Genomic DNA, 21513 nt, shown 5'->3' with positions numbered 1-21513 from the left:
CGCGGTTCCGGTGGGGGCTCAGGCGGCGGGTTGCAGGCGTACCCAGGGCTTCACTTCCAGGCGCTCGCCCTCGGCCACACCGATCTCGGCGTTGTCCAGGTAGCAGCCCGGGTCTTCCTGCCAGGGGTCGTTGGTGAGCTGCTGGGCGCGCACCCGGGTGTTGCCGTTGCACATGGCCAGGTAGCGGCACTCGGCGCAGCGCCCCTTCACCGGGCGGGGCGACTGCTTGAGGCCGGCCATCAGCGGGTCGGAGGTGTCGCGCCAGATGTCGCCGAAGGCGCGCTCGCGCACATTGCCCAGGGTGTGGTGCCACCACATGGTGTCGGGGTGCACATTGCCCAGGTTGTCGATGTTGGCCACATTCACGCCGCTCGAGTTGCCACCCCACTGCATGAGCCTGGCTTCGATGTGGGCGGCATGCTGGGGGAAGCGGCGCTGCACCCACTGCAGGAAGAAGGGGCCGTCGGCATCGTTGTTGCCGGTGGTGAAGTCCTTGTCGAGGCCGCGCTGCTCGCAATCCCAGGCGGTCTCGAAGAGCAGCTCGAGGGCCTCGCGGGTGAGCTGGTGGCGGGCGTCGTCGGCCCGGTTCTTGTTGCCCCGGCCGGCGTAGTTGAGGTGCGAGAAGTAGAAGCGGTCGATGCCTTCGTCTTCTACCAGCTGCAGCACCCCGGGCAGGTCGACGGCGTTGTCCTGGGTCATGGTGAAGCGCACGCCGACCTTCACGCCCAGGTCGTGGCAGCGGCGCAGCCCGGCCAGGGAGCGGTCGAAGGCGCCGTCAAGGCGGCGGAAGCGGTCGTGGGTATCGCGGATGCCGTCCAGGCTGACCCCCACGTAGTCGAAATCGGCGGCGGCGATGCGGTCGATGTTGCGTTCGTCGATCAGGGTGCCGTTGGATGACAGGCCCACGTAGAAGCCCATGGCCTTGGCCCGCCCGGCGATCTCGAAGAGGTCGGGGCGCAGCAGGGGCTCGCCACCGGAGAGGATCAGCACCGGAACCCGAAAGGCCTTCAGGTCGTCCATCACCCGGAACACTTCGGCGGTGTCCAGCTCGCCGGCAAAGTCCTTGTCGGTGGAGATGGAGTAGCAGTGCTTGCAGGTCAGGTTGCAACGCCGGATCAGGTTCCAGATCACCACCGGACCGGGGGGATGACGGCGCGGGCCGAGGGGGCTCGGGCTGGCGATTTCGCGGATATAACTGGAAATGCGGAACATGGCCTGTGCTTCCGAAGGAGTTGGGATGATTGTCCGCGCCTGCCTGCCCCTGCAGCCTTGATGGGTATCAACCCGGCCTTGCGGGCCTGCGCAATGTCCGCGGCGATGGCTCCAGGGCCGGAAAGAACGGGTAATCTGAAGGCCGATGCGTCCTTGAGGTCTGGCCCACATGACCGGATCGGGCAATTGTCATGGGCACACCGCCTGCATAATTGTTAAAATCATTAAAAATAACTAAATCAACAAATGCCCTCGCAGCAGCGGAGTTTGATCATGGATCACGCGGACAGCCGCCCTGATGACACCGGACGTCACCGGCACACCGTTCTGGTGGTGGACGACGAACCCATCAATCGCATGGTGCTGGAGGGGGTGCTGCCCCGTCATCTGAAAGTCATCTCGGCGGCCAGCGGCATCAAGGCCCTGGAGCTCGCGGTCGGCGAGCCGCGGCCGGATCTGATCCTGCTCGACATCATGATGCCGGACATGGATGGCTTCGAAGTGCTCAAACGCCTGCGCGAGGAGCCGGCGACCCGGGACATCCCGGTGATCCTGGTGACCGCCCTGATCGACGAGGACAGCGAGCAGCGGGGCTTCGGCATGGGGGCGGCCGATTACATCCACAAGCCCATCCATGCCGCCATCGTCAATGCCCGGGTCCAGGTGCAGCTGGAGGCCAAGGCCGCCCGGGACATGCTCGACCGCAACAACCAGCGCTTGCGTCACAAGGTTGAAAGCGGCGCCCAGGCCCTCGAAAAGGCCCAGCTGCAGCTCATGCAGGCGGAGAAGATGGCCTCCCTCGGGCAGCTCGCCGCCGGTATCGCCCATGAGATCAACAACCCGGTGGGTTTCGTCGGCTCCAACCTCGGCTCCCTCGAAACCTACGTCAGGGATCTGCTGGCCCTGGTGGATGCCTATGAGCGGGGCGCGCAGCAGGTGGCCGATCCCGCCCCCTTTGCGGAAGCGGCCGCCCTGCGCGGCAAGCTCGACTATGCCTTCCTGTGCGAAGACATCCTGTCCCTGCTCCGGGAATCGGCAGAAGGGGTGGACCGGGTACGCAAGATCGTCAGCGACCTGAAGGACTACTCCCACACCAGCGCCGCCGAATGGCACTGGGCCGACCTGCACCTGGGCCTCGAATCCACCCTCAACATGGCCCGCAACCAGCTCAAGTATCACTGCACGGTGGTCAAGGAGTTCGGCGAGCTGCCCCCGGTGTACTGCCTGGGTTCGCAGCTCAACCAGGTGTTCATGAACCTGATCGTCAACGCCGCCCAGGCGATCCAGGATCAGGGCGAGATCCGCCTGCGCACCGGGCGCCAGGGCGACGACCGGGTGTGGATCAGCGTGACGGACACCGGCAAGGGGATTCCAGCCGAGGACCTGCAGCGTATCTTCGAACCCTTCTACACCACCAAGCCGGTGGGGCAGGGCACCGGCCTGGGCCTGTCCCTGTCATGGGGCATCGTCGAACGCCACCATGGCCGCATCGACGTGAGCAGCGAGGTGGGCAAGGGCACCACCTTTACCGTCATCCTGCCCATCGAGCCACCACCCGAGGCGGTCGAATGACTTCGACCCCACGGCATACACGGGTCAGTGTCCGCCCCAGGGCATGACCGGCACGGTGGAGATGCTGTTCATCGGTGCGCCTTCGATCAGCTTGCGGCTGATGGCCACGTAAACCAGGGTGTTGTTGGCCTTGTCCCACATGCGCACCACGCGGGTTTCCTTGAACACCAGGGAGGTGTCCTCCGAGAAGATCGTCTCGCTCTCGGGCAGCTTGGCCGGCAGGGTGATGGGGCCGGTCTGGCGGCAGGCCAGTGAGAACTGGGAAGGATCCTGGGCCAGGCCCAGGCTGCCGGAGACGCCGCCGGTGCGGGCCTGGCTGACGTGACAGGTCACGCCGGGCACCTTGGCGTCCTTGAAGGCCTCGACACACACCTTGTGGTTGGCGCCGATCAGCTTCCAGGTGGTGGTGGTGCAGCCGATCTCGTCGGCCCGGGCCACGGTGGTCGCCAGCAGGGCGCCCAGCAGGGAAAGGGAGAGCAGGGTCTTCATCGGGAGTCCTCGAGCGGGGCTGCATGACAGCCGCAGGGTAGTGCTGACAGAATGGAAGGCGTGCCGACCTGGCCGCTTTCTTCCGGATCACTGTAACCCAAAGTCATGGCCATTGTTCACCCCGAAGGCTGGCGCGAGATGCAGGCCACCGGCGCCGCCCAGCGCGAGATCGAGACCCTCACCCAGCTCGCCGACGGGCTGGACGACGCCTACACCGTCTACCACGGGGTGCACTGGACCCGTGTCGGCGAGGCCGGGCAGGCCTTCGTCGGCGAGATCGACTTTGCCATCGTCGGGCCCACCGGCAAGGTGCTGCTGATCGAGCAGAAGTCGGGTTTTCTGGCGGAAACCCCCGAGGGGCTGGTCAAGCGCTACGCCGGCCGGGACAAGAACGTGCCCCTGCAGCTGGCGCGCAGCACTGATGCCCTGACCCGTCGGCTGCGGGCCGCCTGTGGCGGCGAGCCGGTGCCGGTGGAGGCCCTGCTGTACTGCCCCGACTACCAGGTGAAGCAAGCCGGCACGGCGGGGCTGGACCCGGCCCGCATCGTGGACGCCAGCCGGCGGGACTACCTCGTGCCCATCATCCGCAGCATCCTGCCCGCCACCGGGCCGGCGCTGCCCGACCGGGCCCGCATCCACCGCTTTCTGGGGGACGTGCTGCAGCTGGTGCCCGAGGTCCATGCCGTGGTCGGCCAGGCCCACGCCCTGTACACCCGCCTTTCCGGCGGGCTGGCCGAGTGGGCGCGGCGCATCGAATGCGAGCCCTTCCGCCTGCGCATCATCGGGACGGCCGGCTCGGGCAAGACCCAGCTGGCCATGGCGGCCTACCGCGATGCCCTGGCGGCGGGGCGGCGGCCCCTCTACGTGTGCTACAACCGGCCCCTGGCCGATCACATCGCGCTGATTGCTCCGCCGGGCGGCGAGGTGGCCACCTACCACCAGCTGGCCGACCGCCTGTGCCGGGCTGCGGGGCAGGTGCCGGATTTCCGCCAGCCCGGGGCATTCGAGCGGCTGGAGGCGTTTCTCGACGGCTACGTCCCGGCGGCCGATGCGTGCTACGACGAGATCATCATCGACGAGGGGCAGGATTTTCAGGCGGCCTGGGCCGACAACCTGCTGCGCTTCCTGCACCCCGGTGGTCGGGCGTGGTGGCTGGAGGACCCGTTGCAGAACCTCTACGGCCGGCCACCGGCGGCCTTGCCCGGGTGGGTGAGCCTGCGCTCGGATACCAATTACCGCAGCCCCAGGGACATCCTCGCGACGCTACGCCTGCTGCTGCCCCTGGCGGAGTCGGTGGAGGCGGGCAGCCCCGTGAAGGGTGCGGAGGTGGACATCCTCACCTACGCCGACCCCGCCGAACTGCTGAGCCGCAGCGTGCACGCCCTTACCCGGGCCATCGGCCTGGGCTTCAAGCGCGAGCACATCGCCCTGATCACTTACCGGGGGCGGGAGCACTCGGCCTTCAGCCCCCTGACCCGCCTGGGGCCCTACAGCCTCAAGGCGCCCACCGGCCAGTACGACCTGCTGGGCAACCCGGTGCAGACCGCGGGGGACATCCTCATCGACTCGGTACTGCGCTTCAAGGGCCGGGCGGCGCCCTGCGTGATCCTGACCGAGATCGACTTTGCCGAGCTGGACGACAAGGCCATGCGCCGTCTCTTCGTGGGTGCCACCCGGGCCACCATGAAGCTCACCCTGGTGGTGTCGGAGGCTTCGGCCCGGGTGCTCCAGGCCCGGCTGGCGGCCTGAGTCGTCGGGTTTCTGCTGTTGTGGGGTCGAATTCATTGGCGCTGTTCGCGTTAAGTGTGGAAAGCGTTGTTGCCCCACTGGGCAAGGCTCTCCAGGCCTGATGGGCTTGCCGTAACTGGCGGGCTTTCCGTTTTTTTTCGTGACGTCGGCCGGGATTTCGCCCCGGCGGGCGACCTTCTTTCTTGCTTCGCCAAGAAAGAAGGCAAAGAAGGCGACCCGGCTTCACCGGTCGGCCTTCGGCCGACTGCCCTGCGCTGCTCGCAGCAGGCGGCCGGCGCGGAACTCGCCCTTCGGGCTCAGACAGCCGCGCCGGACTTCCCCGCCTGCTGCTGTGCTGCTCGGCGGGGTCGGAACGGGCTTTTCGGACGCACCGAGCCCCTGCGGAAATTGAGTCGGGCACTGGCCGTTGATCACCTGCCTTTCCTTTCCCCTCTGGCGCGCCGACTGGAGGTGATGACGGGCGGAAAAAGGGCTTCGCATGTCTGAGCCCGAAGGGCGAGTTTGCGAAGACCCCGCCCGGCATTGCCGGAAGGAGGGAACCCCCGAAGGGGGCGCGACAGCGGGGCACGCTTCTTTGCCTTCTTTCTTGTCGTACAACAAGAAAGAAGGTCGCCCGCCGGGGGCGAGTCCCCGGCCAATGTGACGTCACACAACGGAAAGCCGCTCCCTAGCGCCAGAAAAGCGCTTTCCCAACGACAGGCAAGACGTTTAAAGCTCAGTGGGCCTGCCAGAGACCGTGTTTACATACCTAGCGCGAACATAGCCAATGAATTCGACCCCACAAAGGCCCGGGCTGAAAGTACAAGGGGCGACCGAAGCCGCCCCCTTCTACCGGCAAGGGGGCTGGGCCCCCTGCCCTCACAGCCGGCTCTGGATCTCTTCGATGAAGCCCTGCATGCCGGTGCGGATGTTGGCGGCGTTGCCTTCGTCGGTGTCGATGTGCATGGCCAGGCGGTAGGCCGGGTTCACACGCACCACCACATCGCCGAAGATCAGCTCGCGCTCGCCCTCGATGCGTACGCGGACGATGTACTTGTCGCGCACGCGGAAACGCAGGGCGTCTTCGGGGGTCATGTGGATGTGGCGCTGGGCGCAGATCACGCCGCGCTCGATGGTGGTGCTGCCGGCCGGGCCTTCGAGGGTGATGCCCGGGGTGTTCACCAGGTCGCCGGACTCGCGGATGGGGGGCTGGATGCCGACCTTGAACTGCTCGGTCATGGCGATCTCGACCTGGGTCTCCTTGCGGGTCGGGCCCAGCACGCGCACGTTGGCGATGCGCCCCTTGGGGCCGACCAGGTGCACCTTCTCGGCACAGGCGAACTGCCCCGGCTGGGACAGCTCGTGCTCGGGCGTCAGCTGGTGGCCGGGGCCGAAGAGCTTGTCCACGTCGGCCTGGCACAGGTGCACGTGGTGGGCCGAGATCTCGATGGGGATGGCCGGCGGCTCGCCGGTGCGGGCTTCGAGGAGCAGCTGGTTGCGCTCGATGGCGCGCAGGGTCTCCCAGGCCACCAGGCGCTCGTCGTCGTTGGTGATGACGAGGATGGTGACCGGCGAATCGTCGGCGGAGATGATGGCGTGGGAGCCCACCAGGCCGAGATTGCGGTTCTTCTCTTCATCCAGCTTGATGCCCATGTAGCCGAGGCCCTGGCAGGCCAGGCTGCGCACGGTGGCGCTGGTCTCGCCCACGTCGCCGGTGAAGGCCAGCACGTCGATGCCGCCCATGGCCGCCACGTAGGCGCCGATGTTCTTGCGCACCTGGTAGCAGAAGGCCTTGTGGGCCAGCAGGGCGCGGTGATGGCCGTTGCTGGCCGCCGTCTCGATGTCGTGGATGTTGCTGGAGATGCCGGAGATGCCCTTCAGGCCGCTGCCGGTGTTGATCAGGCTGGAGAGCTGCTCGGGTGACATGCCGTGCTGCTGCATCAGGTGGATCATTACCGCCGGGTCGATGCTGCCGGAGCGGCTGGGCATGATGAGACCGTCGGTGGGGGTCATGCCCATGGTGGTGTCCACCGAGCGGCCGTGGTCGATGGCACACAGGGAGGCGCCGATGCCCAGGTGACAGGACACCACCTCGAGCTCGCCGAGGGGGCGCTGGACGACTTCGGCGGCCTTCAGGGAGACGTAGCGGTGGGAGGTGCCGTGGAAACCGTAGCGACGGATGCCTTCCTGCTTGTACAGGTCGTAGGGCAGGCCGTAGAGGTAGGCGTAGGGCGGCAGGGTCTGGTGGAAGGCGGTGTCAAAGACTGCCACGTGGGGCACGCCGGAGAGCTGGCTCATGGCCATGCGGATGCCCTCGACGTTCACCGGGTTGTGCAGGGGCGCGAACACCGAGAGGGCTTCGATCTCGGTAATCACCTGCGGGGTGATGACCACCGCGCTGGAGAACTTGCTGCCCCCATGGACCACCCGGTGGCCGACGGCGGTGACGTCCTCGGGATGAAAGGTGAAGGCGTCGCCGAGCAGGCGGGTGGCTTCCTGCATCACCCGGAACAGCTCGGTGAGGGGGAAGGGCTCACGCATCTGCGTCTTGACCTGGGTGCCCACCATCACGGTGATGCAGACCACCGCCGGGTCGGCGTTGTCGACGATGCCATGCACGTCGGCGCCCATGTCCTTGGTGTCGTAGATGCCGAAATGGATCTGGCTGACACCCACGTTGAGCGCCACCACCTTGCCCGGCTGGCCGGTGACCAGGGACAGGGCATAGGGATCTTCGGACTTGGCCGTGCTGGTGGTCTGCCCCGCCACGATGTCCAGGCTCATGTTGCGCATGCGGTCGAGGAGCAGGCGCGACAGGTAGGCGATGGCCTTCGGGTTGGTGAGGATGTGAGCGTTGAAGACCGCCTGGGGGATCAGCAGCACGTAGCAGCGGTTGCCGGCGATCACGTCGGCGGACAGGCGCTCGCCGGTGAGGATGGACATGACGCCGAAGACGTCACCGGGCCCGAGCTGGCTGAGCACCGAGCGGGTGCCGGTGTTGTCGGTGATGGAGATCTCGGCATGGCCGGTGATCAGCACGCCAATGTATTTGCTGTCGTCGCCGGTCTCGAGGATGGCCTCGTTGCCCTCGTAGCTGGCCAGCTGGCCCTGGCTGACGATTTCCTCGACCTTGTCGGCCGGGAAGTGTTCGAAGAGGCGTACCTGTTCGAGGAAGAACCTTTTCAGATCGATTTCACTCACGCTGATTCTCGCTTCATGGGGTGGTGCCGTAGCCGACAGGATAGTCCCGCTGCTGCGATGCAGCAAAGCACATTCGCCTCATTGGAGGCCTGAAACGTGATTTCGTTGCCAGGGATGGCAAAGCCGGTATCGCAGCGCAACAGACTACGCGCCACCTGTGACGGTCATTCGCGGGAAAACTGAAGGGGACGCGGAAGGATCAGGTGGCGCCATCGTCGTGACCGGTGAAGGCACGACTGGCCCGGCGCAGGAAATCGATCTGCTGCCGGAAGGCCCGGCAGCCCCGGCAGAAGACCAGATGCAGGCGCAGGGCAAGGCGCTCCCGCCTGCCCAGGGGGCGGTCGAGGGCCTCGGAGAGGAGCCGGGTGGTGTGCTTGCAGCTCAGCATGAAACCGCCTTTCCTCCGAACCAGCCTTCGGAGAGACATTGCCGCAGCCCCGCCCGGGCCCGGTGCAGGATCACGTTGCAGTTGCTCACGCTGAGGGCCAGGGTGGTGCAGATCTCGTCGGTTTCGAGGCCGAGGAACTCCCGCATCATGAAGACCCGCGCGGTGCGCGCCGGCAGCACCTCCAGGCAGATCTCGAAGACCTGCCAGAACTGCTTCTGTTCGAGGGCTTCGTCGGGGTTGCCCCATGGCCGCGGGCGGCTCACCGGGCTCCAGTGCTCGTTCTCGCGGAACAGGGCGTCGAAGGCTTCATCCATGTCGGCCTCGTCGCGCTCCAGGCTGGAGACCTGCACCGTGCGCCCGCGCTCGCGCAGGACGTCGATGACCTTGTGACGGACGATGGTGAACAGCCAGGTCTTCAGGGCCGAGCGGCCGGCAAAGCGCTCGATGCCCTTGAGGGCGGCCTCGATGGCCTCCTGGACCGCATCCTCGGCGGCCGCGTCGTCCTGCAACTGCAGGCGGGCAAACTTGAGCATCTGCGGGCGGAAGCCGGAGATCAGCTCGGCGTGGGACGTGGCGGTCATGGCATGGGGCGAGGTCCGGGGGGTGAGGCACGGTGCCGGATGTCCGGCCACCTGGTCCAGCATAGCAGGGAAGCTCATGCGGCCGTCCCCAGCAGCACGCCGAGGCGGCGCAGGTCGGCCAGGCTGTGCCGGCCGAAGTCCATGAAGGCGGTGTCCGGCACCCGGCCGAGTTCGGCGGCGAGCTGAGTCAGGGCCTCGCGGCCGGACACGCCGCCAAGCTCCAGCAGGCTCAGCAGGCGGGCGGTGGCGGGGTTGGTCTCGACGAAGCGCACCTCGTCGCCCCCGTCGCGGAACACCAGCAGCTGCACCGGCGCCGGCCGGCGCGGGCGGGCCTCCGGCCCGATGCGGTGCACCGGCCACTGGAAGGCCAGGGACAGCAGGGCCGGATTGAGCACGGGGCAGCCGTCGACGAGATCGCCGTCGGCAAGGCCGGCAGGCGGTGCCACGTCCATCACGTCCACGGCCAGCTCGGCCTGTTCGTAACGGGCCAGCTCGGCGAACCAGCGCGGCAGGCGCTGGCGGGGACCCGCCTGCAGGTAGTCGACGAACTCCCGCGGGATCTCGCGGAACCAGGCGGTGGCGCAGGGCCACTCCCGGTAGAAGGCCCGGCACAGGCGCGTCCACCGCTGCTCGCCCAGGCAGGCCCGCCCCACCGGGAAACAACGCTCGAGAAAACCGCACAGGTTGTTGAAGAGCAGTTCCTCGTACACCGCCATGCGCTGCCGCGGCACGCCGGCCGGCAGCGGCGCCCGGACACCCGCCCGGATACGCCGGCCGAAGGCGAGCTGGAATTCGCGCAGCGGGCTCATCGGGCCGCTCCCGCAGCCTGCAGGCGGGCGATGCGGGCCACTTCTTCTCCCAGCTCGGCCAGGGGCGGAAAGCCGAAGTCCCGCTCCAGGCAGGTGGGCACCGGGCCGGTGTGGCGGTAGGCCTCGGCCAGCAGGTCCCACACCGGGTCGATGACCGGGGCGCCATGGGTGTCGATGAGCAGGCCGTCGTCTTCCACATGATGGCCGGCCACGTGGATGTAGCAGGTGCGTGCCAGGGGCAGGGCGTGGAGGAAATCGAAGGGGTCGAAGCCAAAGTTACGGGCATTCACCAGGATGTTGTTCACGTCCAGGTGGAGCAGGCAGTCGGCCTCCTCGACGACGGCGCGGATGAAGCTGGCCTCGTCCATCTCGGCGCCGGGCGGGGTGATATAGCGGGAGGCGTTCTCGATGCCGATGCGGCCGCCGAGCACATCCTGGGCCTGGCGGATGCGGGCCGCGGCCCAGCGCACGGCCTCAGCGGTACACGGCAGGGGCAGCAGGTCATAGAGCTGGCCGTCGTCGCTGCTCCACGACAGATGCTCGGTGTACAGGCCGATGCCGTGTTCGGCCATGAAGGTGCGGGTGCGCCGGAGCAGATCGGTGTCGAGGGGACGCTGCCCCCCCACCGACAGGGACAGGCCGTGGCAGACGAAGGGATAGCGCTCGGTGAAGGCGCGCAGCTGGCGGGCCGAACACCCGCCCATGCCGGCCCAGTTCTCCGGGGCCAGCTCGAAGAACTGCACGGCGTCCGGAACTCCGGCCTCCAGCTCGGGCAGCAGCTCCCGGCGGAAACCGAGCCCGGCGCCCTGGGGCAGACGGACGTGCATGTCAGCGCCTCCCGGCCCGGGGCGGGGCCAGCCTGCCCCGGGCCGCCGGGCTGCTTACTTCTTGTCGGCGGCGCACTTGCCATCCATCTTCTTGTCGCCGCCGCAGCTGGCGTCCTTCTTCTTGTCGGCGGCGCATTTGCCGTCGGCTTTCTTGCCGGCCGCACACTTGCCCTCCGCCTTCTTGTCACCGGCACACTTGCCGTCCATCTTCTTGTCCCCGGCGCACTTGCCGTCCTTGGCCTTGGTGTCGGCCTGGGCCAGCTGGTAGCCGCCCTCCAGGGGCTTGGCGGCGAAGGGGTTTTCACCGGCGTGGGCGGCACCGGCCAGGGCCAGGGATGCGGCAAGGGCAGCGGCGCTCAGGCCGGAAGTGGTCTTTTTCATGATCGTCTCTCCTGTTGGAATCGGGGGGCGCCGGCTGGTGGCCGGGCGGCCACGCAAATACCTGGTGCTGGCCATTGGTCGGCCACCCCTCCCTCTTTATTACATGCGCCGATAAAAATTGTTTGAGGGCGGGCGGGTATGATCGGCCGCGTACCACCCTCTTACAAGCCCGCCATGCCCTCCTCTTCCGCCGAGTCCGCCCGTCCCGCGCTGCAGGCCACGCGCCACAGCCCCCTGGAAGACGTGCAGGGGGTGCTCACCGGCTGCCTGTTCGTGGCCCTGGCGATCCTGATCTTCCGGGAGAGCCGGCTGCTGCTGGGGGGCTCCGCCGGGCTGGCCTTCCTGCTCCACTACCTGGGGGGCTGGCGCCTGGGCACGGTGCTGTTTGCCGTCAACCTGCCCTTCTATGTGTTCGCCTACCGGGCCATGGGGCGCAGCTTCACCCTGAAGACCTTCTGTGCGGTGGGGGTGTTGTCGCTCTATACGGAAATGCTGCCGGGCCTGATCGCCTTCGAGCGCATCGACCCGGTGTTTGCCGCCATCATGGCGGGGCTGCTGGCGGGCATCGGCATCCTCATCCTGATCCGCCATGGCGCCAGCCTGGGCGGGCTGGGGGTGCTCGCCATCTACCTGCAGAAGACCCGCGGCTGGCGCGCCGGCACCGTGCAGATGGCCGGCGACTGCGTGATCCTGGCCCTGGGGCTGCTGGTGGTGTCGCCACTGCAGGTGGCCCTGTCCATCCTCGCCGCCGGCGCCCTCAACCTGGTGATCGCCATCAATCACCGGCCGGAACGCTATTTCGGGGCCTGACCCGACCACGACCACCCAGCAGCTTTCAGGCCTTCACTGCAGCACCCGCCTGGATCTGGGCAATGGCCAGGCGGGCCGACTTGCGCACCTCCGGATCGGCATCGGATGCCGCTTGGGCCAGGGGTGTCAGGGCCCCGGCGTCACCGATCTCACCCAGGGCGATGGCCGCCTCCTTGCGCAGGTTGGCGGACGAATGGAACAGGGCCGAGCCCACCACCGCCTCCAGGGCGCGGGCCTCCTTGAGGCGCCCGAGGGTGCGTACCACGCGCTGGCGCACCTGCCAGTAGCTGTCGCCGAGGGCCTCGATCAGCGCCTCCCCGGCACCAGCCAGGCGCAGCTTGCCCAGGGTGGTGGCTGCCTCCTCGCGCACCTGCCAGACCGGGTCGGCCAGCGCCCCCAGCAGCGCCGGCAACACCGTGTCGTCGCTGGCGAGGCCCAGCGCCCCCACCGCGGCCCGCCGCACATCGGCGTCCCCGTCGCCCGTCGCCAGCCGCATCAGGGCCGGCAGGGCAGCCGGCTGCTTGAGCCAGCCGAGCACGCCGACGGCCTCCAGGCGCACCTCCGCCTCGGGGGCATCGACTGCGGCCAGCGCCGGGGCGAAGCTGGCCGGAAGGCGCAGCTCGCGCAGGGCGTGCAGCACCCGGGCGCGGGTCGCCCCCCGGGCGGTGCCCAACGCCTCCACCAGCAACGCGCCGTTTTCGGGAGCACGCACCTCGGTCAGGCTGTGGGCGGCGGCGGCCCGTACCGTGGCATCGTCGTCTTCGAGGCGGGCCAGCAGGGCCCGCACGGCGTCTGGGTTCTCCCGGTCGGCCAGGCGGTCGGCCGCTTCGGCGCGGACCTCGGCCGCCGGGTCGGAGAGGGCCGCCACCAGCCAGGCGGTGTGGGCCTCGTCCTCCAGCTCGGCCAGCTCGATCAGGGCCAGGCGGCGCACCGTCGGATCATCGGCGGTGAGGCGGGGGTGGAGTTCCGCCAGATCGGCGTCGCCGGCGGGCAGGGCCAGCGAAAAGAGGGATGTCGTCATCGGATTGATTTCAGGCTTCGGTCTGTTCAGTCGGCCTAGGCGGCCGGATCGGCGGCGTCTGCCGCCGGGTTGATGGGGGAGAGGCGCGCCAGCGGTACGGTCACCGCCGGGTCGCGCAGCAGGGCCAGGCAGTGGCGCTTGTGCTCGATGAAGCTCGCCCCGGTCAGCCACTCGGCGGTGCGAGGGCGGCCGGCGGGGACGACGATCTCTTCGATCACCCGTCCGGGCCGGGCGCTCATGACGAGAATCCGGTCGGCCATGAACAGGGCTTCGTCGATGTCGTGGGTCACGAACACCACGGTCATGCGGCGACGGGTCCACAGGGCCAGCAGCAGCTCCTGCATCTTCAGCCGGGTCAGGGCGTCCAGCGCCCCGAAGGGCTCGTCCATGAGCAGCACGCGGGGCTGGTTGATGAGCACGCGGGCGATCTCCACCCGCTGCTGCATGCCCCCGGACAGGGCGCCGGGGTAGTGATGCTCGAAGCCCTCCAGCCCCACCTCCTTCAGCCAGGTCATGGCCTGGGCGTGCCGTTCGGCCCGGCCCACGCCACGCATGCGCAGCCCGTAGGCCACGTTGTCGCGCACCGAAAGCCAGGGGAACAGGGTGTGGTGCTGGAACACCAGGCCACGCTCCGGATCGGGGCCGCCGATGGGCGCGCCGTCGAGCCGCAGCTGGCCCCGGGAGGGGGTCAGGTGGCCGGCCAGGGCGCCCAGCAGGGTGGACTTGCCGCAGCCCGAGGGGCCCAGCAGGCACACGAACTCGCCCGGGGCGATGTTCACCGACACATCGGCGAGGGCGGTGAAGCGGTCGGCACCGCTCCCCAGCTCGATGGACACCCGGTCGATGTCGAGCCGCCCGGTGCTCACCTCCGGCGCGAGCTCGGACAGGGAAAGGATGGCGTTCATGGGCGGCCTCCCGGGCGATACCAGGGCATCAGGGCCTGCCCGGCCCGGTGCAGCAGGACGCTGCTACCCATGCCGAGAAAGCCGATCAGCAGCATGCCGACGATGATGTTGGCGTAGTTCTGCACGGTGTAGGACTCCCAAGTGTAATAGCCGATGCCGTACTGGCCGGAGATCATCTCGGCGGTCACTAGGCAGAACCAGCAGGTGCCCATGCCGATGCTCAGGCCGGTGAGCACCGACGGTGCGGCCGCCGGCAGGATGACCCGGGCGAAGATGGCCCAGCGACGGGTGCCCAGGCTGCGGGCCGAGGCGATCAGGCGCGGGTCCACCCCATGCACGCCATGAATGGTGTTGAGCAGGATGGGGAACAGGGCGCCGACGAAGGTGATGAAGATCATGCTGCCCTCGGAGGAGGGAAACATGAGGATGGACAGGGGAATCCAGGCCACCGCCGGGATCGGCCGGGCCACCTCGAGGGGCGGCATCAGGGTTTCCCGGACCCAGCGGAAGCGCCCGATGGCCAGCCCCAGGCCCACCCCCAGCGCCGCCGCGACCAGAAAGCCCGAGGCCACCCGGCCCAGGCTGGCGCCCAGGTGGTTCTGCAGCTTGGGCGACTGGAACAGGTCCCAGGCGGCGTGCACCACCTCGAGGGGCTGGGGCACGTTCTGGAAGGTCACCAGCCCCAGGTTCATGTGTCGGGATGAGGCCACATGCCACAGCAGCACGCAGACGATCAGCGACAGCAGGGGCAGCGCCCGGGTTGGCAGGGCTGGCGTGCTCATCTGCCTGCCCCCTGGCCCTTCAGGGCGGCGAAGTCGAGGAGCTGGCCCTTGTTGGTGGAGGCGTAGGCCACGGCGGCGTCCTTCTGCAGGAAGGCGCTCACCTCACCCTGGGCGTCCCGGGCGAACCAGGCCTGGGGGCCGAGCAGCTTGATGCCGTGGATCAGGTCGTGCACATACACCGCACGCACCGCCTTGCCCCCCTGCTCCAGCTTGCGCAGGTCCTGGATGGCGTTGGCGATGGTGGCGTAGTGACGCACCTTCGGCTCGCCCGCCACCCACAGGCCGGCCAGACGGCGGGTGTCGGTGATGGGTTTGCCGGTGACGGCATCGTTGGCCTTCAGGGGCAGCTTGTCGTAGCTCTTAAGGCGGGCGTCGTAGTTGAGGCCGGACTGCTTGAAGGCGGCGCGGATGTACTGGTCGTCGATGAAGGTGGCGGGGTCGGGCGTGACATCGATGCGGCGCATCAGGTGCAGGGTGTCGATGGAGGTCTTGAGAGCCTGGCGGTATTCCGGCTTCCAGGTGAAGTCCCGGGTCTGCAGGCCAAGGGGGCCGTGGAACAGGTAGCTGACGGGCGCCTCGATGCCGGTGTGCTTCTCGATCAGCTCGCTGTACTTCTCGGGGTCGCTGGCAAACAGGCGGTCGGCCTCGATGGCGGCGCGCAGGAAGGCCACCACCACCTCGGGGTACTTGCGGGCGAACTCGGCATTGACCAGTGAACCGTGGAAGGTCGGGGTGGCCGACTGCACGCCGTCGTAGATCTTGCGGGCGAAGCCGCGGTAGGGGAACAGCTCGGCAAAGGGCACGAAATCGGCGTGGGCGTCGATCTTGCCGGCCTGCAGCGCCGGGCCGGCCACTTCGGGCGCCTGGGTGATGATGTTCACGTCCTTCTCGGGGTCGAGGCCCTGGCGCTTGAGGGCGCGCAGCAGCATGCCGTGGGCGGCGGAGGCGAAGGGCACCGAGATGGTCTTGCCACGCAGTTCGGCCAGGGTGGTGGCGCTGGAGTCCTTGGGCACCACCACGCCGTTGCCGCTACCCTGGGTGCTGCCCGACAGCACCGTGATGAACAGGCTCTTCTTGCCGGCCTTCTGGAAGGCGGCGCCGTTGGCCGAGCCCGGGAAGTCGGCCATGGTGCCGATGTCCAGCTTGTCGGCCACCATCTCATTGGTCAGCGGGGCGCCGGAGGTGAAGTTCTTCCACTGGATGTCGTACTGCACGTCCTTGTACTTGCCGTCCTTCGGCAGGTATTTGTCGAGCAGCTTGAGCTCGCGGATCAGCAGACCGCCGGTGGCGCAGTTGATGGTGGTGTCCTGGGTGCCGATGGCCAGACGCAGGGTCTCGGCGTGGGCGCCGAGGCTGACGGTCATGGCGACGAGCGCGGACGCCGCGGCCTTGGTGAAGGTCGAAAATCGCATGGGGGTTCTCTCTCTATTTGGGTTTAAGCGGAAGATCAGCGCAGCAGGTAGGGAATGGCGACGTGGATCGCGCCGGTCGGGCAGTCCTTCTGGCAGGGCAGGCAGTACCAGCACTCGTCGCGCTTCATGAAGGCCTTGCCGGTCTGGGGGTCGATGTCGAGGATGTCCATCGGGCACACGTCGATGCACACGGTGCAGCCCTTGTGGGCGATGCACTTGTCCAGATCCACGGTGACAGCGGCCTCGCTGAACTGGGCGATGGTTCGGGGTTGGAATGCCATGGGGGTTCTCCAGGGGTCAGACGGTGGCGGCCGTTTTCTCGGCGGGGGCCTTCGGGGCGACGCGCAGCCGGTCGTAGGCATCCCGCTCCTGTTCGGCGATGGGGACGATGTAGGGTTCGACGGGCCGCTTGTGGTGGCTCATCCGGCCCGATTCATCCTTCTTCAGGTGTGCGTGGCAGAACCACTCGGCGTCATTGCGCTCCGGGTAGTCCACCCGCAGGTGGTAAAGGCCCCAGCGGCTCTCGGTGCGGAACAGGGAGGCGCGGGCGGCCATCTCGGCGCAGTCGCGGATCACCGAGGCTTCGGCGCAGCGCATCAGCTCGTGGGCGTCGCTGGCATGCAGGTGCGCCAGGTCTTCGCCGATCTCGGCAAAGCGGTCGAGGGCAATCTCGTACTTGCGGGTGACCTTGGGCGGCTGCAGGTAGTCATTCACGAAGCGCCGCAGCTTGTATTCCACCTGCAGGGCGGGCAGGCCGTGGTCACGCAGCAGCGGGGCGTAGATGCGGGCCCGCTCGCGGGCCACCTGTTCGGCATCCACCGGGGAGAAGTCGTGGCTGCTGGCCCGCTCCGCCGCGCTGTGCCCGGCAAACCAGCCGTAGGTGAAGGCGCCCAGCATGTAGTTGTGGGGTACGGCAGCCATGTCGCCGGCCGCGTAGAGGCCCGCCACGGTGGTCTCGGCGCGGGCGTTCACGTGCACGCCGGAGGCGCTGTGGCCGCTGCAGAAGCCGATCTCGGAGATGTGCATCTCCACCATCTGGTGGCGGTAGTCGGTACCCCGGTTGGCGTGGAACTGCCCGCGGCTGGGGCGCTCGTTGCTGTGCAGGATGGTCTCGATGGTCTGGATGGTTTCCTCGGCCAGGTGATTGAGCTTGAGGAAGACCGGGCCGTTGCCGCCCTGCAGCTCCTGGTAGAACTCCAGCATCATCTGGCCGCTCCAGTAGTCGCACTCGATGAAGCGTTCGCCCCGGCTGTTGGCGGTGTAGCCGCCCAGGGGGCCGGCCACGTAGGCGCAGGCCGGGCCGTTGTAGTCCTTGATCAGGGGGTTGATCTGGTAGCACTCCAGGTTGGCCAGCTCGGCCCCGGCGTGATAGGCCATCACGTAACCGTCGCCGGCGTTGGTGGGGTTCTCGTAGGTGCCCATCAGGTAGCCCGATGCCGGCAGCCCCAGCCGCCCCGCCGCTCCGCAGGCCAGGATCACCGCCTTGGCGCGGATCACGTGGAAGTCGGCCGTGCGGGAATCAAAGCCCATCACGCCATTCACGCTGCCGTCGGCCGCGGTGAGCAGGCGGGTGGCGATGATGCGGTTGGTGATCTCCACCCGCGCCCGCTTGAGCTGGCGGTACAGCACCTTCTTGACGTCGTGGCCTTCCGGCATGGGCAGCACATAGGTGCCCATGTGGTGCACCTTGCGCATCGCGTAGTCGCCGTTGGCGTCCTTCTCGAACTTCACGCCCCAGCGGTCGAGCTGCTCGATGGTGGTGAAGCTGTGCTTCGCGTAGGCATACACCGTGGATTGATCGACGATGCCATCGTTGGCGATGGTGATCTCCTTGGTGTATTGCTCGGGGGTGGCATAGCCGGGCACCACGGCGTTATTGAGGCCGTCCATGCCCATGGAAATGGCTCCACTGCGTTTCACGTGGGCCTTGTCGAGCAGCAGCACGCGCAATTCCGGATTGCGCTCCTTGGCCTTGATGGCGGCCATGGGGCCGGCGGTACCGCCGCCCACCACCACGATGTCGTATTCGCTTTGCCGTGTATCCAATTGATGAGACATGAATCACTCCACTGAAGATGGGCCGCGGCCCACCTGGAATCGGTATTGAAAGGTGTCACCCCTGAAATAGAGGAATTCGTAATCCAGCGGCTGACCGCTCTTGTCATGGGTCAGGCGTTCGACGCGCAGCAGCGGCGCACCCTCGGGCAGCTTCAGGTGGGCGGCCAGCTCGGCATCGGCGGCGACCGCATCCAGGGCCAGGTCGGCCTCGCCGAGAGGGCGCGCGCAATCGTTCTCCAGGATCACGAAGATGTCCCGCAGCGCCAGATCGGCCCGGGCCACCTGTCGCCCGATGTCCAGCGGCAGCCAGGTGAACTCGATGGAGACCGGCTCCCGGTCGAGCAGGCGCAGGCGACGGATCTCCACCACCGGCGCGCCCTTCGACAAACCCAGGCGCGACGCCACCTTCTGGTCGGCCGGCACCTCGGCGAGCGCCAGCAGGCGGTTGCGCACCTCGTAACCGTACGCCCCCATCTGCTCCGCAAAACCCTGCAGCCGGGTGACGTTCTGGACCGCCTTGGGGCGACTGACGAAGCTGCCACGGCCTTGCTGGCTGTAGATCAGCCCTTCCTTCTGCAAGGCCCCCAGCGCCTGCCGGATGGTGATGCGGCTGACCTCGAACAGTGTGCCCAGCGCGCTCTCGGATGGCAGCCTGAGCCCCGGCGGCCATTCGCCGTCGAGGATCCGCTCGCGCAGCGCCTGGTGAATCCGCCGATGAAGGGGCCCATCACCCAATGGCGTGGAGGAAGATTGAATATCGGTGTCGAGCATCTCAACTTGTCATAACAAGATGAGTGCAATTTATTGACCTGGATCAATAATGGGAAATGAAAATAAATGGGATCGATATACGGGAAAGATGATTGGGGTCTTTTCGCCATCTCCGAATAAGGCGCCATCCAGGACAAGTGTTGAAATATCAACAGTGAGGTGTCTGGAATTCAACAGCACAGATTCCATTGATCGCTGGAAATTGACCCATCTCGTTTTCCGATCCGGGAAATCAACCGACCATGGCGGTTTTCATGGCCGGTTTCATCCAGCCCACGCATGGCGCGAAACCTGCTCAGGCAACACCGCCCCTGTGTCGCCTCACCCCTCATCAAACTCATCGCCGGGGAACCAATCCGCCCCCTTAGCACTCACAGGCCGGGAGTGCTAACATTGGCGTCAAGGAGGTAGTTGCAGATGTCCCATACCCTGTCGTTTCCCGTCCCGTCCGCGGTTGGCAGCCTGGATCAGTACATCCAGAGCGTGAATCGCATCCCGCTGCTGACCGAGACGGAAGAGTCCGACCTCGCCCACAGCTTCCGGGAAAACGAAGACCTGGAAGCGGCCCGCAAGCTGGTGCTGTCCCACCTGCGCCTGGTGGTGGCCATTGCCCGCGGTTACCTGGGCTACGGCCTGCCCCACGCCGACCTGATCCAGGAAGGCAACGTGGGCCTGATGAAAGCCGTCAAGCGCTTCGACCCCGACCGGGGCGTGCGCCTGGTGTCCTTTGCCATCCACTGGATCAAGGCCGAGATCCACGAGTACATCGTGAAGAACTGGCGCCTGGTCAAGATCGCCACCACCAAGGCCCAGCGCAAGCTGTTCTTCAACCTGCGCAGCCTCAAGAGCAGCAGCAACACCCTGCAGGGCGAGGAAGTGCTGGCCGTGGCCCAGCAGCTCGGCGTCAAGCCGGAAGAAGTCCGCGAGATGGAAACCCGCCTGTCCGGGCAGGAGATGGCCCTGGAAGGGGGCAGTGACGATGACGAGGAGCGCTTCGCCCCCATCGCCTACCTGGCCGACCCCCACGCCGAACCGTCCGACGTGCTGGCCAGCCGCCAGGCCGCCCGCCTGCAGGATGAAGGCCTGCACCACGCCCTGGCCACCCTCGACGAGCGCAGCGCCAGCATCGTGCGGCGCCGCTGGCTGACCGAAGGCGATGCTGCCACGCTCCATGAGCTGGCCGCCGAGTACGGCGTGTCCGCCGAGCGCATCCGCCAGATCGAGGCCAAGGCCATGCAGAAGATGCGCACCCAGCTGGCCGCGCTGGCCTGAGCGTCACTCTCCTGGCAAAAGGGCAACCCGCGGGTTGCCCTTTTTCATTTCAGCGCAGCGGGAAGCTATTTGCCCGCCAGCAGCCTGCGCAGATCGCCGACGATCACCTCCGGCTTCTCCCCGTGCTTCACATAGAGGCGCAACCGGCCCTGGGGGTCGAAGACATAGGTGCCGGTGGAGTGATCCACCGTATAGGCGGCGCCCTTGGTGTCACCCTGCTTCTGATAGAAAACCTTGAAATCCCTGGCCACGGCGGCCGTGGTGGAGGCGTCGCCATACAGGCCGGTGAAGCGCTTGTCGAAGGCGGGAACGTACTCGGCAAGCAGCGCCTGGGTGTCCCGCTCCGGATCGACGGTGATGAACAGCACCTGCACCCTGTCGGCATCCGCCCCCAGCTGACGCATCACCTCTGCCATGCCCAGCAGGTTGGTGGGGCACACGTCCGGACACTGGGTATAGCCGAAGAACAGGGTGACCACCTTGCCCCGGTAGTCGGCCAGGCTGCGGGCCGCACCTGTGTGGTCGGTGAGCTGAAAGCCCTTGGCATAGTTGGCGCCGGTAATGTCGGTGCTGGCAAAACCGGCTTGCGCGCCACCGTCTCCGGCCGGCGAACAGGCTGTCAGCCCTCCCAGCCCCACCATCAGCGCAGCCAAGGCCGACATGCTGCGTCGCAGCAACAAAATCATTTGATTAACCTTTTTTATTCAGTCATTTAAAAATTCATCAAGTGCGCTGCAAAAGAGGCGACCGATGCTACACTGGGCCCAGAATTTGATCTGCGTCAAATAGTCGCAGACAGGGCCTGGAGGAGACGCCATGGCTATAACCAAAACAGAAGCAGCGGGCGCGCAGGAATGGACTGCGCGCCCCAACTGCTCCCTGACCCCGACAGCACGCCGCAATCTCGTCTGTGGCATTCTTGCAGCAAGCCTGCTCGTCAGTGGCGGTTTCCTGCTGGCCGGTGCCTGGCTGGTCCTTCCCTTTGCGGGTCTCGAACTCGCCGCCCTCTATATTGCCCTGCGCGCCCTTGATCGCGCCGATTCGTCCAGCGAAACCATCCGCCTGGAGGGCGACCGCCTCACCGTCACCACACGCTTTCTCGGCGATGCCCGGCAATACAGCTTTTCCACGGCCTGGGCCCGGGTCAGCCTCGAGGCCGGTGACGCCCCCGATCCGCTGATCTGCATCCGTTCCCACGGCCGCAGCTGCCAGGTGGGGCGCCTGATGACCCCGCCCCAGCGGCAGCAGTTTTATTCAGATCTCTCCAGACGGCTCCGCAGCTAGACCGCGAAGT

General features: G+C 67.2%; 21 protein-coding genes. 5 read left to right on the top strand and 16 right to left on the bottom strand.

What is annotated here, in order from left to right; genetic code table 11:
* Positions 1-18 precede the first annotated feature (18 nt).
* The gene (gene nirJ, locus L6Q67_RS07380; protein WP_296567535.1) at positions 19-1212 is read right to left on the bottom strand and encodes a heme d1 biosynthesis radical SAM protein NirJ; all 1194 of its coding nucleotides are present in this window, start codon (positions 1210-1212) and stop codon (positions 19-21) included.
* A gap of 273 nt (positions 1213-1485) precedes the next feature.
* On the opposite strand from nirJ, the gene L6Q67_RS07375 reads away from it, so the two are divergent.
* Positions 1486-2784 carry an ATP-binding protein gene (locus L6Q67_RS07375; protein ID WP_296567533.1) on the top strand — a complete coding sequence of 433 codons (1299 nt, stop codon included), beginning with the start codon at positions 1486-1488 and terminating at the stop codon, positions 2782-2784.
* 24 nt (positions 2785-2808) lie between these two features.
* Here the strand turns inward: L6Q67_RS07375 and L6Q67_RS07370 are convergent, their stop codons facing one another.
* Positions 2809-3273 (bottom strand): CreA family protein, encoded by a 465-nt coding sequence (locus L6Q67_RS07370; RefSeq protein WP_296567531.1) that lies wholly within the window; start codon positions 3271-3273, stop codon positions 2809-2811.
* Between the two features lie 105 nt (positions 3274-3378).
* Between L6Q67_RS07370 and L6Q67_RS07365 the strand changes: the two genes are divergently transcribed.
* The gene (locus tag L6Q67_RS07365) at positions 3379-5022 is read left to right on the top strand and encodes an ATP-binding domain-containing protein (RefSeq protein ID WP_296567528.1); all 1644 of its coding nucleotides are present in this window, start codon (positions 3379-3381) and stop codon (positions 5020-5022) included.
* 858 nt (positions 5023-5880) lie between these two features.
* Here L6Q67_RS07365 and L6Q67_RS07360 read toward each other — a convergent pair.
* From L6Q67_RS07360 to L6Q67_RS07335, 6 genes are all read right to left on the bottom strand, one after another.
* A complete protein-coding gene (locus L6Q67_RS07360) occupies positions 5881-8202 on the bottom strand; it encodes an acetate/propionate family kinase (protein WP_296567525.1) in 2322 nt (773 codons plus the stop codon).
* A 199-nt stretch (positions 8203-8401) separates the two neighbouring features.
* Entirely contained in the window at positions 8402-8590 is a 189-nt protein-coding gene (locus L6Q67_RS07355) for a zf-HC2 domain-containing protein (RefSeq protein WP_296567523.1), read from the bottom strand.
* Complete coding sequence (locus tag L6Q67_RS07350; protein WP_296567520.1) at positions 8584-9249, bottom strand: sigma-70 family RNA polymerase sigma factor; 666 nt, start codon at positions 9247-9249, stop codon at positions 8584-8586. Before L6Q67_RS07350 ends, L6Q67_RS07355 begins: the two co-directional genes overlap by 7 nt.
* Positions 9246-9980 (bottom strand): putative DNA-binding domain-containing protein, encoded by a 735-nt coding sequence (locus L6Q67_RS07345; RefSeq protein WP_296567518.1) that lies wholly within the window; start codon positions 9978-9980, stop codon positions 9246-9248. The genes L6Q67_RS07350 and L6Q67_RS07345 overlap by 4 nt, the downstream gene beginning before the upstream one ends.
* The gene (locus L6Q67_RS07340; protein ID WP_296567516.1) at positions 9977-10807 is read right to left on the bottom strand and encodes a DUF692 domain-containing protein; all 831 of its coding nucleotides are present in this window, start codon (positions 10805-10807) and stop codon (positions 9977-9979) included. The genes L6Q67_RS07345 and L6Q67_RS07340 overlap by 4 nt, the downstream gene beginning before the upstream one ends.
* A gap of 54 nt (positions 10808-10861) precedes the next feature.
* A complete protein-coding gene (locus L6Q67_RS07335) occupies positions 10862-11188 on the bottom strand; it encodes a hypothetical protein (RefSeq protein ID WP_296567514.1) in 327 nt (108 codons plus the stop codon).
* A 174-nt stretch (positions 11189-11362) separates the two neighbouring features.
* Between L6Q67_RS07335 and L6Q67_RS07330 the strand changes: the two genes are divergently transcribed.
* Positions 11363-11998 carry a YitT family protein gene (locus L6Q67_RS07330; protein ID WP_296567511.1) on the top strand — a complete coding sequence of 212 codons (636 nt, stop codon included), beginning with the start codon at positions 11363-11365 and terminating at the stop codon, positions 11996-11998.
* 25 nt (positions 11999-12023) lie between these two features.
* On the opposite strand, the gene L6Q67_RS07325 is transcribed toward L6Q67_RS07330, so the two are convergent.
* Genes L6Q67_RS07325 through L6Q67_RS07295 form a run of 7 tightly spaced genes read right to left on the bottom strand, consistent with a single transcriptional unit; the run spans position 12024 to position 18947 of the window.
* Positions 12024-13019, bottom strand: coding sequence for a HEAT repeat domain-containing protein (locus L6Q67_RS07325; protein ID WP_296567507.1), 996 nt, complete (start codon positions 13017-13019; stop codon positions 12024-12026).
* A gap of 35 nt (positions 13020-13054) precedes the next feature.
* Positions 13055-13924, bottom strand: coding sequence for an ABC transporter ATP-binding protein (locus L6Q67_RS07320; RefSeq protein ID WP_296567501.1), 870 nt, complete (start codon positions 13922-13924; stop codon positions 13055-13057).
* The gene (locus L6Q67_RS07315; RefSeq protein ID WP_296567498.1) at positions 13921-14706 is read right to left on the bottom strand and encodes an ABC transporter permease; all 786 of its coding nucleotides are present in this window, start codon (positions 14704-14706) and stop codon (positions 13921-13923) included. The genes L6Q67_RS07320 and L6Q67_RS07315 overlap by 4 nt, the downstream gene beginning before the upstream one ends.
* On the bottom strand, positions 14703-16118 hold the full coding sequence (locus tag L6Q67_RS07310) for an ABC transporter substrate-binding protein (RefSeq protein ID WP_296567496.1): 1416 nt from the start codon (positions 16116-16118) through the stop codon (positions 14703-14705). Before L6Q67_RS07310 ends, L6Q67_RS07315 begins: the two co-directional genes overlap by 4 nt.
* A 35-nt stretch (positions 16119-16153) precedes the next feature.
* Positions 16154-16399: a ferredoxin family protein gene (locus L6Q67_RS07305; protein WP_296567494.1), complete on the bottom strand. Its 246-nt coding sequence runs from the start codon at positions 16397-16399 to the stop codon at positions 16154-16156.
* A 16-nt stretch (positions 16400-16415) separates the two neighbouring features.
* Positions 16416-18176: a fumarate reductase/succinate dehydrogenase flavoprotein subunit gene (locus tag L6Q67_RS07300; RefSeq protein ID WP_296567492.1), complete on the bottom strand. Its 1761-nt coding sequence runs from the start codon at positions 18174-18176 to the stop codon at positions 16416-16418.
* A 3-nt stretch (positions 18177-18179) separates the two neighbouring features.
* Complete coding sequence (locus L6Q67_RS07295; RefSeq protein ID WP_296567490.1) at positions 18180-18947, bottom strand: GntR family transcriptional regulator; 768 nt, start codon at positions 18945-18947, stop codon at positions 18180-18182.
* Positions 18948-19364: 417 nt separating this feature from the next.
* Here L6Q67_RS07295 and rpoH point away from each other — a divergent pair, with 417 nt between their 5' ends.
* Positions 19365-20219, top strand: a complete 855-nt coding sequence (gene rpoH, locus L6Q67_RS07290) for an RNA polymerase sigma factor RpoH (protein WP_296567489.1) — start codon at positions 19365-19367, stop codon at positions 20217-20219.
* Positions 20220-20284: 65 nt separating this feature from the next.
* Here rpoH and L6Q67_RS07285 read toward each other — a convergent pair whose 3' ends face one another.
* Positions 20285-20905 (bottom strand): SCO family protein, encoded by a 621-nt coding sequence (locus tag L6Q67_RS07285; protein WP_296567488.1) that lies wholly within the window; start codon positions 20903-20905, stop codon positions 20285-20287.
* 130 nt (positions 20906-21035) lie between these two features.
* On the opposite strand from L6Q67_RS07285, the gene L6Q67_RS07280 reads away from it, so the two are divergent.
* Positions 21036-21503, top strand: a complete 468-nt coding sequence (locus L6Q67_RS07280) for a DUF2244 domain-containing protein (protein ID WP_296567486.1) — start codon at positions 21036-21038, stop codon at positions 21501-21503.
* Positions 21504-21513: the final 10 nt, after the last annotated feature.

This window comes from Zoogloea sp., from assembly GCF_023150065.1.
Taxonomy (GTDB): Bacteria; Pseudomonadota; Gammaproteobacteria; order Burkholderiales; family Rhodocyclaceae; genus Zoogloea.
This window is presented reverse-complemented; position numbering and strand designations above follow the sequence as displayed.